Annotated in this window: 14 protein-coding genes; 6 read left to right on the forward strand and 8 right to left on the reverse strand. The window is 71.0% G+C overall.

Annotated elements, in window-relative coordinates; translation table 11 throughout:
• Positions 1 to 6: 6 nt before the first annotated feature.
• Together OHA68_RS29390 and OHA68_RS29395 are read right to left on the reverse strand one after the other, a co-directional pair.
• Complete coding sequence (locus tag OHA68_RS29390) at positions 7 to 1,491, reverse strand: BTAD domain-containing putative transcriptional regulator (protein WP_327103169.1); 1,485 nt, start codon at positions 1,489 to 1,491, stop codon at positions 7 to 9.
• A 156-nt stretch (positions 1,492 to 1,647) separates the two neighbouring features.
• On the reverse strand, positions 1,648 to 2,841 hold the full coding sequence (locus tag OHA68_RS29395) for an MDR family MFS transporter (protein ID WP_327103170.1): 1,194 nt from the start codon (positions 2,839 to 2,841) through the stop codon (positions 1,648 to 1,650).
• A gap of 59 nt (positions 2,842 to 2,900) precedes the next feature.
• Between OHA68_RS29395 and OHA68_RS29400 the strand changes: the two genes are divergently transcribed.
• On the forward strand, positions 2,901 to 3,872 hold the full coding sequence (locus OHA68_RS29400) for an ArsR/SmtB family transcription factor (protein WP_327103171.1): 972 nt from the start codon (positions 2,901 to 2,903) through the stop codon (positions 3,870 to 3,872).
• A 31-nt stretch (positions 3,873 to 3,903) separates the two neighbouring features.
• Here the strand turns inward: OHA68_RS29400 and OHA68_RS29405 are convergent, their stop codons facing one another.
• Positions 3,904 to 4,872 carry a terpene synthase family protein gene (locus tag OHA68_RS29405; RefSeq protein WP_225277977.1) on the reverse strand — a complete coding sequence of 323 codons (969 nt, stop codon included), beginning with the start codon at positions 4,870 to 4,872 and terminating at the stop codon, positions 3,904 to 3,906.
• A 20-nt stretch (positions 4,873 to 4,892) separates the two neighbouring features.
• Complete coding sequence (locus OHA68_RS29410) at positions 4,893 to 5,438, reverse strand: EF-hand domain-containing protein (RefSeq protein WP_327103172.1); 546 nt, start codon at positions 5,436 to 5,438, stop codon at positions 4,893 to 4,895.
• 152 nt (positions 5,439 to 5,590) lie between these two features.
• Between OHA68_RS29410 and glnA the strand changes: the two genes are divergently transcribed.
• Complete coding sequence (gene glnA, locus OHA68_RS29415; RefSeq protein ID WP_189143385.1) at positions 5,591 to 6,952, forward strand: type I glutamate--ammonia ligase; 1,362 nt, start codon at positions 5,591 to 5,593, stop codon at positions 6,950 to 6,952.
• An 83-nt stretch (positions 6,953 to 7,035) separates the two neighbouring features.
• Here the strand turns inward: glnA and OHA68_RS29420 are convergent, their stop codons facing one another.
• Positions 7,036 to 7,845: a hypothetical protein gene (locus tag OHA68_RS29420; protein ID WP_327103173.1), complete on the reverse strand. Its 810-nt coding sequence runs from the start codon at positions 7,843 to 7,845 to the stop codon at positions 7,036 to 7,038.
• 131 nt (positions 7,846 to 7,976) lie between these two features.
• The gene (locus tag OHA68_RS29425; RefSeq protein WP_327103174.1) at positions 7,977 to 9,122 is read right to left on the reverse strand and encodes an FAD-dependent oxidoreductase; all 1,146 of its coding nucleotides are present in this window, start codon (positions 9,120 to 9,122) and stop codon (positions 7,977 to 7,979) included.
• A 223-nt stretch (positions 9,123 to 9,345) separates the two neighbouring features.
• Here OHA68_RS29425 and OHA68_RS29430 point away from each other — a divergent pair, with 223 nt between their 5' ends.
• Entirely contained in the window at positions 9,346 to 9,963 is a 618-nt protein-coding gene (locus tag OHA68_RS29430) for a TetR/AcrR family transcriptional regulator (RefSeq protein ID WP_327103175.1), read from the forward strand.
• Between the two features lie 65 nt (positions 9,964 to 10,028).
• On the opposite strand, the gene ctaD is transcribed toward OHA68_RS29430, so the two are convergent.
• Both ctaD and fdxA read right to left on the reverse strand, forming a co-directional pair.
• A complete protein-coding gene (ctaD, locus tag OHA68_RS29435; protein ID WP_327103176.1) occupies positions 10,029 to 11,687 on the reverse strand; it encodes an aa3-type cytochrome oxidase subunit I in 1,659 nt (552 codons plus the stop codon).
• A gap of 101 nt (positions 11,688 to 11,788) precedes the next feature.
• Complete coding sequence (gene fdxA, locus OHA68_RS29440; protein ID WP_189143243.1) at positions 11,789 to 12,130, reverse strand: ferredoxin; 342 nt, start codon at positions 12,128 to 12,130, stop codon at positions 11,789 to 11,791.
• 70 nt (positions 12,131 to 12,200) lie between these two features.
• On the opposite strand from fdxA, the gene OHA68_RS29445 reads away from it, so the two are divergent.
• The 3 genes from OHA68_RS29445 to OHA68_RS29455 all read left to right on the forward strand — a co-directional run bounded on the left by OHA68_RS29445 (position 12,201) and on the right by OHA68_RS29455 (position 14,655).
• Positions 12,201 to 12,902, forward strand: a complete 702-nt coding sequence (locus OHA68_RS29445) for a helix-turn-helix domain-containing protein (protein ID WP_327103177.1) — start codon at positions 12,201 to 12,203, stop codon at positions 12,900 to 12,902.
• 272 nt (positions 12,903 to 13,174) lie between these two features.
• Entirely contained in the window at positions 13,175 to 13,891 is a 717-nt protein-coding gene (locus OHA68_RS29450; protein ID WP_327103178.1) for a hypothetical protein, read from the forward strand.
• Positions 13,892 to 13,914: 23 nt separating this feature from the next.
• A complete protein-coding gene (locus OHA68_RS29455; RefSeq protein ID WP_327103179.1) occupies positions 13,915 to 14,655 on the forward strand; it encodes a type 1 glutamine amidotransferase in 741 nt (246 codons plus the stop codon).
• The last annotated feature ends 4 nt before the right edge of the window (positions 14,656 to 14,659 follow it).

Consider the following 14,659-nt stretch of genomic DNA (forward strand, 5'->3'; position numbering starts at 1 on the left):
AGGGGCTCATCTGGTGGCGACGGTTCCCGGCGTCACCAGCCCGGACTCGTAGGCGGCCACCACGAGCTGCGCCCGGCCGAACAGGCCGAGGTGGTCGAGCAGGGACCGCACCGCCTCGGTCACCTGCGGCTCGGGCAGGGACAGGGTCTGCCCGATCTGCCGGTTCGTCAGCCCGCGCGCCACCAGTTTCAGCAGGTCGAGCCGGGCGTCCGAGAGCCCGGCCAGGGCCGGCGGCGACTCTGGGTCCGTACGCCCGGAGAAGCCGGAGATGAGCCGGGTGGTGACGGCCGGGTCGATGAGCGCGTCCCCGGCCGCGGCGGCCCTGATCGCGGCCACGAGCTGCTCGGGGGGAGAGGTCTTGAGCACGAAACCGCTGACGCCCGCGCGCAGGGCCGCGTACAGGTTCTCGTCGCTGCCGAAGGTGGTCATCATGATCACTTTCGGCGGATCCTCGTCGGCCAGGATGCGGCGCGCGGCGGCCAGGCCGTCCAGGTGCGGCATCTGGATGTCGAGCAGCACCACGTCCGGCCGGGCGGTGCGGACCGCCGCGATGGCCTCCTCGCCGTTGGCCACCTCCCCGGCCGGCTCCAGGCCCGGCTCGGCGCTCAGCACGACCTGCAGCCCGGCCCGTACCAGCGCCTGGTCGTCGGCCACCAGCACCCGCAACGGCCGGCCGGCGGAGGCGTCCGGCGCGCCCGGCTGGGGCGGGGCGGCGCCCGGCTCGGCCGGCCGGGGCGGGGCTGGCGGCTCCGGTACCCGCTGGGCCAGCATGTCGCTCTCCAGGCGGCGCAGCGCGTCCGTCAGGTCCAGCCCGAGCTCGTCCCGCCAGGCGGTCCGGGCCCGCCGCAGCGCGCCGAGCGCGTCGCCCTGCCGTCCCGTCCGGTAGAGCGCCAGGGCCAGCAGCCGCCAGGCCTCCTCCCGCAGCGGATGACCGGCGGCGTGCGCCTCCAGGTCGGCCACCACCGCGGTGGCCCTGCCCATGGCCAGGCCCGCGTCCGCCCGGCGCTCCACCGCGATCAGCCGCAGCTCCTCCAGCCTGGCCGCCTCCGTCGCGGCCCAGTGCAATTCGGCGAACTCCGCCAGCGCGGGCCCCCGCCAGAGCGCCAGCGCGCTCTCCATGGCCGCCCACACCTCGGGCGCCGGCCCGTCGGTCTTGACCAGGCTCTGGAACCACCACGAGTCCACCTGCTCGGGCAGTGCGCGCAGGGCGTACCCGGGGGAGGCCGAGACCAGCACGGTGGCCTCCTCGCGCGGCGCCCGGTCGGGTTCGAGCGCGCGGCGCAGCCGGGAGACGTACCCCTGGATGGTCGACAGCGCCTGCGCCGGCGGGTTGCCCGGCCACAGCTCGTCGATGAGCGTGCTCACCGGGACGGCGTGGCCGCCGGCGACCAGCAGGCGGGCGAGCACCGCCCGCTGACGCTGGCCGCCGAGGTCGAGAGGGTCGCCGTCGGTCCAGGCCTGGAACGGTCCTAAAGCAGTGAAGGTCAACATCGTAGGCGTAAGCGTAGAGCCCATTCGATGTCCTGGTAAATGGGCACTTATCCAGGGGTTGCTTTCTCCGGGGGCCGGTCCGCGACGGCTTCTCCAAGGGTCGGTCCGCGACGGCTTCTGCAGGGGCCGGTCCGCGACGGCTTCGCCGGCGGTCGGTCAGCGACGCCTGATCGCCGGTCCCAGCGCCAGCATGCCCGCGGTCGCGACGAGCCCGATGCCGCCCGTGGTGAACCAGAGCGCCCGCGGGCCGCCCAACTCCAGCAGGCCGCCGCCGAGCAGCGGCGCCAGCACCGCCGCGACCGACCAGGAGAACCCGAACAGCCCCGAGTACCGCCCGCGCAGATGCGGCGGCGCCAGCCTGGCCAGGATCGTGCCCGCGATCCCGGCGGTGACGACCTCACCCGCCGTCCACACCGCGATCGTGACGGCCAGCCAGAACGTGGTGGTGACGAAGGCCGTCAGCGCGAACCCGGCGCTCATCACCGCGATGCCCAGCGCCAGCGTCCTGACCGGGTCCCTGCGGCCCAGCCAGCCGGACACCAGCGGCTGCACGATCACGATCAGCACCCCGTTCAGCGCCATGGCCAGGCCGAACTGCGCGGTCGTCAGGCCCACCCCCTCCGTCATCGCCATCGGCAGCGTGGTGAACGTCTGGGAGTACAGCAGCGCGTTGCCCAGGATGACCAGGGTGAAGCCGACCATCACCCGGTCGCGCAGCACCACCCCGAACCCGCCCGCCTCGCTCTTCCCCATGGGCCTGGTCTCCGGCACCGCCCGCCAGACCAGCACGGCGAACGCCACACAGCTCACCGCGTCCACCCAGAACAGCCAGAGGAACCCGGCCTGCGCCAGCCATCCGCCCGCCGTCATGCCCACCGAGTAGCCGAGGTTGATCGCCCAGAACAGCAGCCCGTACGCCCTCGGCCGCTCCTGCGGAGAGATCAGGTCGGCGACCAGCGCGTTGGAGGCGGGCCGGTAGGCGTCGGCCACCAGGCCGAGCAGGAACATCGAGGCCAGGATCGCCGGCAGCGTGGTGCTGTAGCCCAGCGCCAGCATCGCGGCGGCGGTGGCGAGCATGCCGCCGGACAGTGTCGCCCGGCGGCCGATCCGGTCGGCCAGCACCCCGGCGAGCAGCTGCGACACCAGCGAGCCCGCGCCGAAGAGCGCCATCACCAGCCCGGCGGCGGCGATCGAGAGCCCCCGGGCCTGGGTCAGGTAGACGCCGGTGAACGGCATGACCATGGTGCCCAGGCGGTTCACCAAAGTGCCGCCCCACAGAGCCCAGAAGGGGCGGGGCAGGCCGCCGAAGGAGGAGCGGAGGAAGGTCGGCTTGACGCCGGTACTTGTCACCCGCCAAGGGTCGTACGCCCCGGTTTGCCAAGCGAACGATTTAGCGCACACTAAATCCCGTGGTGGTGACCTGGGATCTGAAGTCGGAGGACGTGGCCCGCATCCGGTTCGCGTTCTCCCCGATGTGGGAGCTCGTGGCCAGCCTGCGCACGCTGCGGGACCCGGCCAGGCAGGCGATCCACCTGCCGTGGATCAAGTGCGTGCGCCCTCGCCTGGCCGGTCTCGACCTGACCGAGCTGTTCGCGCTGGTGCCCGCGACCGGCTACCTGGCCGACTTTCTCACCCCGCCGCCCGACACGCCGATGCCGGACTTCGCCGCCGAGCTCGCCCGCGTCCGGCAGACCTCGCCCGAGCGGGCCGCCGACGAGGCCGCGCGCGTCCAGGGAGCCGATCCGGCGGTCATCGAGCGGTTCAGGGCCGACCCGGCGGCCGGCGTGGCCCGGGTCGCCGACGCGCTGGCGGCCTACTGGGAGGCGTGCTTCGCCGAGTTCTGGCCGCGCGTCTACGGCCTGCTGGAGCGCGACGTGCTGCGCAGGTCACGGCAGCTCGCCCAGGGCGGGGCCCGCGAGCTGTTCGCCTCGCTCGACCCGGCCGTGCGGTGGACGGGGGAGCGGCTGCTCGTCGACCGGCCCTACTGCGCCTCGGGCGGCCTGAACGGCGACGGCCTCGTCCTGGTGCCGACCGCCTTCTACTGGCCGATGGTCGCGGTGATGACCGCGCCGTACCAGGCGATGCTCGTCTATCCGGTGCTCGGCGTCGGCACCCTCTGGCAGCAGGGGCCACCGCCCGCGCCCGGCGCGCTGGCCGCGCTCATCGGCGGCAGCAGGGCCAGGATCCTGCTCGCGCTCGCCGAGCCGAGCACCACCTCGGCGCTGGCCGGGCGGATGGCGCTCACACCCGGCGCGGTCAGCCAGCACCTCGGCGTGCTGCGCGACAGCGGGCTCACGGTCGGGATACGCGTCGGCAAACAGGTCGTCTACCGCCGCACCCCGACCGGCGACGCCCTCGCCGGCACGGTCGCCCGGCTGTAGCGGCTCGACTCGATCAGCCGGTCGGGGTCGCTCAGCTGTAGCGGCTCGACTCCATCAGCCAGTCCAGGTGGGCGCGCGGCGCGGCCAGGTAGGCGCACGCGACCTTGCTCACGTCTCTGGCCGTACGCGGCGCGAGATCGTCCAGCGGCAGCTGCCTGGCGGCCTGCTGCATGTCACGGCAGCGCTCGGCGATCCGGTCGAGCACCCAGGACACCGCCTCCCGCTCGCTCAGCCCCAGCTCGTGCCTGGCGATCACGACGAGGTTGTGCGCGTCCCCGCGCTCCTTGGGCCGCGAGGCCACGTCGTTGCACCATGCGGTGATGTCACTGCAGGAGTTCACCAGCTCCTGCCACGGTTGCGAGCGGTGCACCCAGGCGGGCACCTCCACCCGCAGGCACGGCTCGACCAGGTCGTAGAGGTAGGGGCCCACCGTCCCCCTGCGCAGCGACGGATACTCCGCCAGCGTCGGGATCGTGCCCGACACCCGGTTGGCCGCCTCGGTGCGGCACGCGTAGTGCTGCCGCTGCAGGCTGACCGCGAACCGCCGCCGCCACTCGTCGCTCATCCGCGAGCTTGTCACCCGCCACAGATCCGCGAACGCCGCCTCCAGTGGATGGTCGCAGGCGCCCTCCAGCATCCCCTGGAACACCTCCAGCGGGCACGGCCCCTCGTCCAACTCGTCGTCCAGATGGAACAGCCAGGTCAGCCACTGCGCGAACAGCGCCGCCGCCGCCGCGTCGAACTCGGCGAACGCCCGGCCCGCCATCCGGTGGAACCCGACCCCCTGGTCGGCCCGCAGCCCTGTCCGGCGCGCCCAGTCGATGACCGCGGCCTCGATGGCGTAGACCGCCGGATGCATCCGGCACGGCGCGGCCATCGCCGGCACCCGCTCGGTCAGCGGCAACAGCGCCAGAGCCGCCGAGCCGCCCCTGCGCGGCAACGGCAGCAGCGGCTTCCAGTGCAGCACGGACCGCAGCGCGGACCGTACGGAAGCGATCACCGTGGTGCTCCCCGCGGTAGTCACAGCGGTCCGTAAAGCCAGTTGCCGACGGCGGCCGGGTCGTCGCCGACGTAGAACTCCTCGGCGGCCAGCACCACCTCGTCCACGGTCAACACCCCCCTGCCCGTACGGTCCAGCCGGTCGAAGGCCACGTCCACGTCGTCGTAGGCGGTGCCGAACGCGGCCAGCATCGTCCGGAACTCGCCCCGCCCGATCAGGCCGTCCCGATCGCCGTCGCACAGCTCCGCCACGGCCACCACGGCGGGCCGGAACACCGCGTCGTACCGGCCGCCCTCTACGAACGCCGCCGTCATGGCCTTGCGGAAGTCCTCGCGCGACATGTCGAGGTCCGTGTCGCCGCCGAGCGTGCCGGACAGCGCCGCCCAGATCCCGTCGAAGCTGTCGACGAGGCTGCTGCCGGTGACCGACGTGGGCGACTCCCCGAAGCCCACCAGGATGCGCGCGCCCAGCCCCAGCAGGTCCTCGCGCTCCACGACCCCCCTACCGCTCGCGTCGATGTGGTCGAAGGCCCGATCCAGCTTGTGATTGAGCAGGTCGATAGCCACCAATGCCTCCCCCGAGACTGACTGCGTGATCACAGTAAGTGTGGACGGGCCCTTTGTCAGGGAGGCTCGCACCGGCACCCCCCGTAACCTGTGCGAAACACGGACACGGCATGCTGATACGAGACCAGCACCAGTCGTCACGAGGGGACGCCGTGGACCGCCAGCAGGAGTTCGTGCTCCGCACACTTGAGGAACGCGACATCCGGTTCATCCGGCTCTGGTTCACCGACGTGCTCGGTTTCCTCAAATCCGTCGCCATCGCGCCCGCCGAGCTCGAAGGCGCGTTCGCCGAGGGCATGGGCTTCGACGGCTCGGCCATCGAGGGCTTCGCGCGTGTCTACGAGGCCGACATGCTCGCCAAGCCGGACCCGTCGACCTTCCAGATCCTGCCGTGGCGCAGCGAGACGCCCGGCGCCGGGCGGATCTTCTGCGACATCCTCATGCCCGACGGCTCGCCGTCGCACGCCGACCCGCGCTGGGTGCTCAAGCGCACCCTGGCCAAGTGCGCCGACATGGGGTTCACCTTCTACACCCACCCGGAGATCGAGTTCTTCCTGCTGAAGAACCGCCCGGAGGCCGGCCAGCGCCCCGAGCCGATCGACTCGGGCAGCTACTTCGACCACACGCCGCACAGCTCCGGCCACGACTTCCGGCGCCAGGCGATCATGATGCTGGAGTCGATGGGCATCTCGGTCGAGTACAGCCACCACGAGGGCGCGCCCGGCCAGCAGGAGATCGACCTGCGCTACGCCGACGCGCTCACCACCGCCGACAACATCATGACCTTCCGCCTGGTCATGAAGGAGGTCGCGCTGGAGCAGGGCGTCTGGGCGTCCTTCATGCCCAAGCCCTTCACCGAGCACCCCGGCTCCGGCATGCACACGCACATGTCGCTGTTCGAGGGTGACCGTAACGCCTTCTACGAGGCCGGCGCCGACTATCAGCTCTCCAAGATCGGCCGCTCGTTCATCGCGGGCCTGCTGCGGCACGCCGCCGAGATCACCGCGATCACCAACCAGTGGGTCAACTCCTACAAGCGGCTGTGGGGCGGCGCCGAGGCGATCGCCGGCCAGGGCGGCGAGGCCCCCTCCTACGTGTGCTGGGGCCACAACAACCGCTCGGCCCTGGTCCGGGTGCCGATGTACAAGCCGCACAAGGGCGGCTCGACCCGCATCGAGTTCCGCTCCCTCGACTCGGCCTGCAACCCCTACCTCGCCTTCGCGCTCATCCTGGCCGCCGGCCTCAAGGGCATCGAGGAGGGCTACGAGCTCCCGCCGGCCGCCGAGGACAACGTCTGGAAGCTGACCAGCGCCGAGCGCCGCGCCCTCGGCATCCGGCCGCTGCCGCAGTCGCTCGACGACGCGATCGCGGTCATGGAGCAGAGCGAGCTCGTGGCCGAGACGCTGGGCGAGCACGTCTTCGACTTTTTCCTGCGCAACAAGCGCTCCGAGTGGAACGACTACCGCCGCCAGGTCACCGAGTTCGAACTGGGCCGCTACCTGCCGGTGCTGTAAGACCAGGTCAGCGGCGGTTTTCGTACGAAGCCCTGTAAGACCAGGTCAGCGGCGGGGTCCGTACGAAGCCCTGTAAGGCTGGGTCAGTGGCGGGTTCCGTCCGAATCCGTCGCGTCACCGATCACGGCGGGCAGGCGCAGGAGGCCCCTGCGGGGGTGCGGCTCCTCCGCTGGCGGCGCGGTGTCGGCGCTCACCTCGGGGAGGCTCCGGCTCTGCTCGGGAGAGGGCGAGCCGGCAGGCTCGGGCGTGGTCGCCGCTGTAGGCGTTGAGGCGGGTTCGTCGGCCGGGGTCTGCGTGGGCGGCGGCGTCGGGGTGGGGCTCGAGGAGGTTGGCGGGCTCGGGTCCGTGGACGAAGCCGTGGCCGATGGTGTCGGTGGCGCCTGGGGGGCGGGCTCGGCGTGCTTGTCCCGCTGAACCGGTGGCTTGTCGCGCTCTGCCTTCTTCCGGGGTGTGCCGGTGATCTGGTCGGCCACGGTCTGGCCGGCCAGGCTCTGGTAGGCCAGGATGCTGCCCATGCTGACGGCGAACACCAGCGCGGCCGCGGCGGCCACCCTGGCCCAGGGCAGCCTCCTGCGCGGCGATGGTTCTGCCGCGAGTTCTGTCGCGAGTTCTGTCGCGACGAGGAGCGTGGACGGCCCGCCGTCCGCCACGTCCTCCGCGGCGTGCTCGCGCCAGGCACCCACCGTGTGCCGCTTGACCTTCTCGCCGGTGCGCCTCAGGTAGTGCGTGTAGACGGCGCTGCCCACCGTGGTGGCGGCGCTCACGAGGGCGGCGCCGATCACGGTGCCCGTCACCCCGAGGTAGGAAGCCGCGACCGCGGCGGTCACCGCGGCCAGGGTGCTTCCCACGATCTGCGGCCCGGTGAGTTCGAACTTCCGCTGTTCGCCGCCCATGTCCTCGATCAGTCCCCGTCTGGGCCGCCTAGCCAAGAGGTGTTATAGCTGGGTTGATTGGCCCGAGTCTAGATTCGTCACCCCGCGTTGATCCGGCAGGCGCACCTGGACCAGGCTGGACCTTTGCCTTTTCAGGGCTGGGCCGGACCTGGCCGCCCCTCGCCGGGGCCGGGCACGGCCAGCAGGGACTCGGCGGCGCCTTCGAGCATCTGGGCTGTTTCGATGGAGCGTGGGAGCATCGTTCTCTCGTAGTCGCGTACGGCGTCGTCGATGGTGGCGGAGCGGACGAGTGCGAGCGCGAGTTCGCTGGCGTCGAGCATGGCGAGGTTGACGCCGACGCCCAGCGGGGGCATGAGGTGTGCGGCATCCCCGAGGAGCGTCGCGCTGGGCGAGTGCTCCCATGTGTGCGGCACCGGCAGGGCGAGGATCGGGCGGTCGATGTAGGCGCCGTCGTTGTCGGTGATCATCCGGAGCGTCTGTGGTGACCAGGCCGCGTACTCGCCGAGGAGATGGGCGCGGATGCCCTCGGTGTCGTCGGGGCGAAGCCCCTTCGCCGCGAGCCAGTCCATGGGGACGCGCCGCATGATGTAGACGCGCATGTGGCCGCCGCTGTTCCGCTGCGCGAAGAGGCCACGCTCCCCGTCGGCGGCATGGGCGCTGCCTTTCCCGACCAGTTCGGAGAGCTCGGGGTGCGCGATCTCCATGTCGTCGAACCATGCCTCGAGAAAGCTGACTCCTGTGTACAGCGGTGTGGCGGGTGACACGGCGGTGCGGACGCGGGAGAAGGCGCCGTCCGCACCGATCACGAGATCGGCGTCGACGGTCGTCCCGTCGGTGAACGTCAACGTTCGTGGTCCGTCGGCCGGTCCGCTGACCGTCTCGAGGGTGCGCCCCCACTGAACCGTTCCCGCGGCGAGTGAGCCCAGCAGGAGATCGCGCAGTTGTCCGCGGTCGATCTCGGGGCTGTCCTTGTCGCCCGCGTCGGGCACATGGTGGGCATGGACGCTCCCCGCCGGGTCCATCTGGCGCATTTCCTGCCCCTCGAACCTGGCGAGCGCGAAGAACTCCTCCAGCAGGCCCGCCTCACGGAGTGCGAGCTGGCCATCGTCTTCGTGCAGGTCCAGCGAGCCTCCCTGGTCACGGGAGCTTCCCTCCGGATCGCGGTCGTACACCGTCACCGGTATGCCGTGCCGTTGCAGGATGCGGGCGCAGGTGAGGCCGCCGGGGCCGGCGCCGATGATGCTGATCCGCGCGTTGGCGGGCGTCGGAGAGGTCATGGTGGATTCCTTTCGTCGGTGGGGGTGCCCGGGTGCTGCCACGCCACGCCACGCCACGGCGCGGGGCGGGGCGGGGCGGGGCGGGGCGGGGCGGCGTGGTAATGGTCCGGTGCCGCGATCCCATGGGCGGCAACCCCTGTGGTGACCAGCAAAGCAGAAACGAGTCCGAAAGTGCAACCGTTCCACTTTCGGTGTTGTTCCAGTCATGAGGTATGGTGGCGTCATGCCAGACTCTCCGGCCGTCGGCCGTCGCGAACGCAAGAAGGCCGCGACGAGGCAGGCCATCGCGGACGCGGCCCTGGAGCTCTTCCTGGAGCACGGTTTCGAACGCGCGAGCGTCCGCGACATCGCCGAAAGGGCCGACGTCTCGACGACGACCCTTTTTGCGCACTTCCCGAGCAAGGAGGCGCTGGTCTTCGACCGCGAGGAGGACACCGAGGCGAGACTGGTCGCCGCCGTCCGCGAACGGCCCGCAGGTCAAGGCGTGGTCGAGGCGCTTCGCGCCCACGCGCTGGAGTCCTGGGTATCGATCGCGTCGGATCCGCGTTATCAGCGGTTCACCGCACTGGTGGATCAGACGCCCGCGCTCCGCACGTACGCCGAGCGCATGTGGATGCGGCACGCGTCCGCCCTCGGCGCCGTGATCGCGGAAGAGCTCGGCCGGGAGGCGGACGACCTCGCCTGCTCGGCACTCGCCCGGTTCGTCCTGCAGGTCCCGACGCTGGCCGAGGGCCGACCCGATCGGCGCGCGGCTGTGGAGACGGTGTTCGACCTGCTGATTCACGGTTGGCAGTCGTCACAGCTCGGTTCCGGAGACGCGACCACAGGGGTGCCGGGCTGACACCCTCGGCAGGTTGCGCACCCCCGTGATCGCTTCCCGCGCACCAAGGGCTCCGGGTGGAGCGACTACCGCGTTCGAGCGGGGTCGCTGCCTTCTTGTTCCCTGGCGAGCCCGGTCTCGTGCGGATAGTGCAGGTCGAAGGCGGGGCGTTCGGACCGGATCGGCGGCATGGACGTGAAGTTGTGCCGGGGCGGCGGGCACGAGGTCGCCCACTCCAGGGAGTTGCCGAACCCCCAGGGGTCGTCCTTCAGGACGAGGCGCGGGCGGCGTGCCGTCCGCCACACGTTGTAGAGGAAGGGCAGCGTGGAGGCGCCGAGCAGGAACGCCCCCACGGACGAGATCTGGTTGAGCGTGGTGAAGCCGTCGGTGGCGCTGTAGTCGGCGTAACGCCTGGGCATGCCGAGCGCGCCGAGCCAGTGCTGGATCAGGAAGGTCGCGTGGAAGCCGGCGAACAGGGTCCAGAAGTGGATCTTCCCCCAGGTCTCGTCGAGCAGCCTGCCCGTCATCTTCGGCCACCAGAAGTAGAAGCCGGCGAACATCGCGAACACCACGGTCCCGAACACGACGTAGTGGAAGTGCGCCACCACGAAGTATGTGTCGGTGACGTGGAAGTCGAGCGGCGGCGAGGCCAGGATCACCCCGGTCAGCCCGCCGAGCAGGAACGTGATGAGGAAGCCGATCGTGAACAGCATCGGCGTCTCGAAGCTGAGATGGCCGCGCCACATCGTGCCGATCCAGTTGAAGAACTTCACCCCGGTCGGTACCGCGATGAGGAAGCTCATGAACGAGAAGAACGGCAGCAGCACCTGCCCGGTCGGGAACATGTGGTGCGCCCACACCGTCATCGACAGCCCGGCGATGGCCATCGTGGCGCCCACCAGGCCGATGTAGCCGAACAGCGGCTTGCGGCTGAAGACCGGGATGATCTCGGTGATGATGCCGAAGAACGGCAGCGCGATGATGTAGACCTCGGGGTGGCCGAAGAACCAGAACAGGTGCTGCCACAGCATCGCGCCGCCGGTGGCCGGGTCGTAGATCTGCGTGCCGAACTTCCTGTCGGCTTCCAGGGCCAGCAGGGCGGCGGCGAGCACCGGGAAGGCGATCAGCACCATCATCGACGTGAGCAGCACGTTCCAGGTGAAGATCGGCATCCGGAACATGGTCATGCCGGGCGCGCGCAGGCACACGATCGTGGTGATGAAGTTGACGGCGCCGAGGATCGTGCCGAGACCCGCCAAGGTCAGACCCATGATCCACAGATCGCCGCCGATGCCCGGCGAGTAGGCGGCCGTGGACAGCGGCGTGTAACCGAACCAGCCGAAGGCCGCCGCGCCGCCGGGCGTGACGAACCCGCTGACGGCGATCAGCCCGCCGAACAGGAACAGCCAGTAGCTGACCATGTTGAGCCGGGGGAAGGCCACATCGGGCGCGCCGATCTGCAGGGGCATGATCACGTTGGCGAACCCGGCGAACAGCGGCGTGGCGAACAGCAGCAGCATGATCGTGCCGTGCATGGTGAACAGCTGATTGTACTGCTCGGCGGCGACGAGTTGCAGCCCCGGCTCGGTCAGCTCGGCCCGGATCACCATGGCCATGACGCCGCCGAGCAGGAAGAAGCCGAACGAGGTGATCAAATAGAGGTAGCCGACGACCTTGTGGTCCGTCGTCGACAGCCAGCGGACCAGTAACCGTCCCTGCGGGCGGCCGTCGGAGGGGGAAGTCATGCGGATCACCTTTCGAGTCGGCGGGTGACCAGCGCCCGTCATCGGTTCGGCGCCGGGCCGCTACGCCCGGCTGGTGGCGTACCGGCCGGTACGCGCTCGCCTCAGGTCCCGCTCGGATACGCGGCGACGAGCGGGGTGTCCACTCCCAGGCGGCCGAGCTTCGCCGCCCCGCCGGGCGAGTTCAGCGGTGCGGTGGCACCGGGCAGCGGCTCGCTGAAGAACCGGGCGTTGTCGGCGGTGAACTTCGCCCACGATTCCCGCAGGTCGTCCTCGTAGTAGATCGCCTCGACCGGGCAGACCGGCTCGCACGCGCCGCAGTCCACGCACTCGTCCGGGTGGATGTACAGCGCCCGCGCGCCTTCGTAGATGCAGTCGACCGGGCATTCCTCCACGCAGGCCCGGTCGAGGACATCGATGCAGGGCTCCGCGATCACATAGGTCATGTCGGCCTCCTCTTCGCCGGGTACCGCAGGGTTTTTAGACTATCAGCGTCATTTTTAATAGGCTGAGCGGGTGGACGACAACCAAGCGGGCCGGCGCACTCAGCCGCACGAGGCGCTCGCCGTCGCCAGCCGGCTGCGGCTGCTGGACGCGTTGCGGGCCGGCGACGAGCCGATGGACGTACGCCAACTGGCCGCGGCGTGCGGCCTGCACGTCACCACGGTCCGGTTCCATCTCGACGTCCTCACCGACGCGGGCCTGGTGCACAGCCGGTCCGGCCGGTCCGGTGGGCGAGGACGGCCGCGACGGCTCTACACCGCGGCCGGCCGGGCCGCCGCGTCCGGCGGGCACGCCGGTTACGGGCTCCTGTCCGCGCTCCTGGCCGCGCACTGGGCCGGTGACGCGGACGAACGCGCGCGGCGGGCCGAAGAAGCGGGCTGGGCCTGGGGCGGCGGGCGGAGCTCCGGGACCGGGCCGACCGCCGTCGCGGCGACGCGGGCCGAGGCGGCGACGCAGGTGAACGGGGTGTTCGCCGAGTTCGGCTTCGACTCCGAGCTGGCCCACGACGGGGACGACGCGCAGATCCGCCTGCACACCTGTCCGTTTCGCACCGTCGCCGCGACGTACCCCGAGGTGGTCTGCTCGATCCATCTCGGCCTGCTCCGGCGGGTCCTGGCCGACATGGACGCGCCGCCCTCGGACGTCACGTTGCGGCCGTTCGTCGAGCCTCATCTGTGCCTCGCCGAGATCACCCCGACGGGCCGCACAACGTGACCCTGATCACTTTGTGATGGAAGTCACCTGGTGGCAACTTCGGCCCCGTATCTTTTACCGATCACCCGGATCTGCCGAGGTTCCGGGGGCACAGGGCGTGTGGAGCGTTCCTGGCGTCGGAGGGTCTGACGGGAAGCTTTAGGCGGTTTCGTCGCGTTATGTCGTAGGTCGGGCCCCCGGCGCTGACTGATCAACCGATCCGATAAAATCGGTCCATTCAAATTAATATTTCCGGACTTTACGCCTCTCGCGGCGTTATAGGAGGGTGTGGCATGACGACGGCTGCCCTGCAGACCGTGTTGACCGTTCCCGAGCGGTTCCGGGGACCGGTAGGAGTCGCCAACGGCGGCTGGCTGGCCGGCACCCTCGCGGACGCTCTCACTGGCAAACGATCAGCGGTCGAGGTCACGCTGCACGCGCCCACGCCCCTGGAGAGCGAACTACGCCTGGAGCACGTCGCCAACACCGTGGCCCTCTACGACGGCCAGAAGCTGCTGGTGGAGGCCATCCCGGTGGCCGAGGAGGTGGCGCCGCCCCCGTTCGTGACCTTCAACGACGCGGCCCAGGCCGAGGCCGGCTTCGCCGGTCACCACGGGCACTCCTTCCCTGAGTGCTTCGCCTGCGGGCTGCGCGACCCGGGCGACGGGCTGCGGATCTTCCCCGGTCCCGTGGAGGGCGACGGCAGCCTGGTCGCCGCCGGCTGGCGGGTGCCGCTCGCCGCGGCCGACGAGGAAGGGGTGCCCGCCTCGATCGTGGGCGCCGCGCTCGACTGCGTCACCGGCTGGGCGCACTTCGGCCCGGGGGAGTCGGCCCTGCTCGGCAGGCTCGCCCTGGAGTTCCACCGCGAGGTGATCCCGGGCGGCGTCTACTCCATCGTCGGCCAGGCCACCGGCCGCGAGGGACGCAAGCTGTTCAGCCGGAGCGCCGTGTACGAGGTAGACGGCAGTCTGGTGGCCGCCGCCCGTGCCACCTGGATCGCTCCACGCTGACCGATCAGGCACAATCCTCAAATATGCGCATCACTGTCATCGAGCATGAGGCCGAGGCCGGGCTCGGCCACCTCGGCGGCTGGCTCGGCCTGCCGTGTGACGTCGTCCGGCCGTACCTGGGGGAGGAGATCCCCGAGCGGGCGCGGGACGGGCTGATCGTGCTCGGCGGCGAGGCCGCCGCGTGGGAGGACGAGCGTTTCCCGTGGCAGCCCGCCACCCGCGATCTGCTGCGCCGCAGCGTGGACGACGGCACGCCGACGCTCGCCATCTGCCTGGGCGCGCAGCTCATGACCATGGCCTGCGGCGGCACGGTCGAGCGGGGCGGCGCGGGGCTGGAGGTGGGCGCGTGTGAGGTGACCGCGCTGCCCGCCGCCGCGTCCGACCCGCTGCTGTCGGGCGTCGGCACCGCCGTCGCCGTGCAGTATCACCGCGACGCGATCACCCGGCTGCCCGACGGCGCGGTGCCGCTGCTGACCGGGACCCGCTACCCCCACCAGGCTTATCGGCTCGGCCGGGCGGCCTGGGCGGTGCAGTTCCACCCGGAGGCCACCCCGGAGATCTTCGCCGCGTGGACGTCCGGCTCGGGCCTCGCCGATGAGCGGGAGCTCAACGACGCTGTACGGACCGCCGCCGCCGAGATGGCGGCCACCTGGCGCCCGATGACCGAGGCCTTCGCCCGGATCGTCACGGAAAGGGCGCGGACCGCAGACTCCGATGTCGCCCGGATCGTGCGGGAGACGGCGCGGACAGCAGACCCCGTCTGACCGG

This window comes from Nonomuraea glycinis, assembly GCF_035920485.1.
GTDB classification, from domain to species: domain Bacteria; phylum Actinomycetota; class Actinomycetes; order Streptosporangiales; family Streptosporangiaceae; genus Nonomuraea; species Nonomuraea glycinis.

What these genes read in the sequence shown, in the direction of transcription:
- OHA68_RS29390 (WP_327103169.1), bottom strand. Translation starts at nt 1,491, where the DNA reads ATGTTGACCTTCACTGCTTTAGGACCGTTCCAGGCCTGGACCGACGGC.
- OHA68_RS29420 (WP_327103173.1), bottom strand. Translation starts at nt 7,845, where the DNA reads ATGGGCGGCGAACAGCGGAAGTTCGAACTCACCGGGCCGCAGATCGTG.
- OHA68_RS29425 (WP_327103174.1), bottom strand. Translation starts at nt 9,122, where the DNA reads ATGACCTCTCCGACGCCCGCCAACGCGCGGATCAGCATCATCGGCGCC.
- OHA68_RS29430 (WP_327103175.1), top strand. Translation starts at nt 9,346, where the DNA reads ATGCCAGACTCTCCGGCCGTCGGCCGTCGCGAACGCAAGAAGGCCGCG.
- ctaD (WP_327103176.1), bottom strand. Translation starts at nt 11,687, where the DNA reads ATGACTTCCCCCTCCGACGGCCGCCCGCAGGGACGGTTACTGGTCCGC.
- fdxA (WP_189143243.1), bottom strand. Translation starts at nt 12,130, where the DNA reads ATGACCTATGTGATCGCGGAGCCCTGCATCGATGTCCTCGACCGGGCC.
- OHA68_RS29450 (WP_327103178.1), top strand. Translation starts at nt 13,175, where the DNA reads ATGACGACGGCTGCCCTGCAGACCGTGTTGACCGTTCCCGAGCGGTTC.
- OHA68_RS29455 (WP_327103179.1), top strand. Translation starts at nt 13,915, where the DNA reads ATGCGCATCACTGTCATCGAGCATGAGGCCGAGGCCGGGCTCGGCCAC.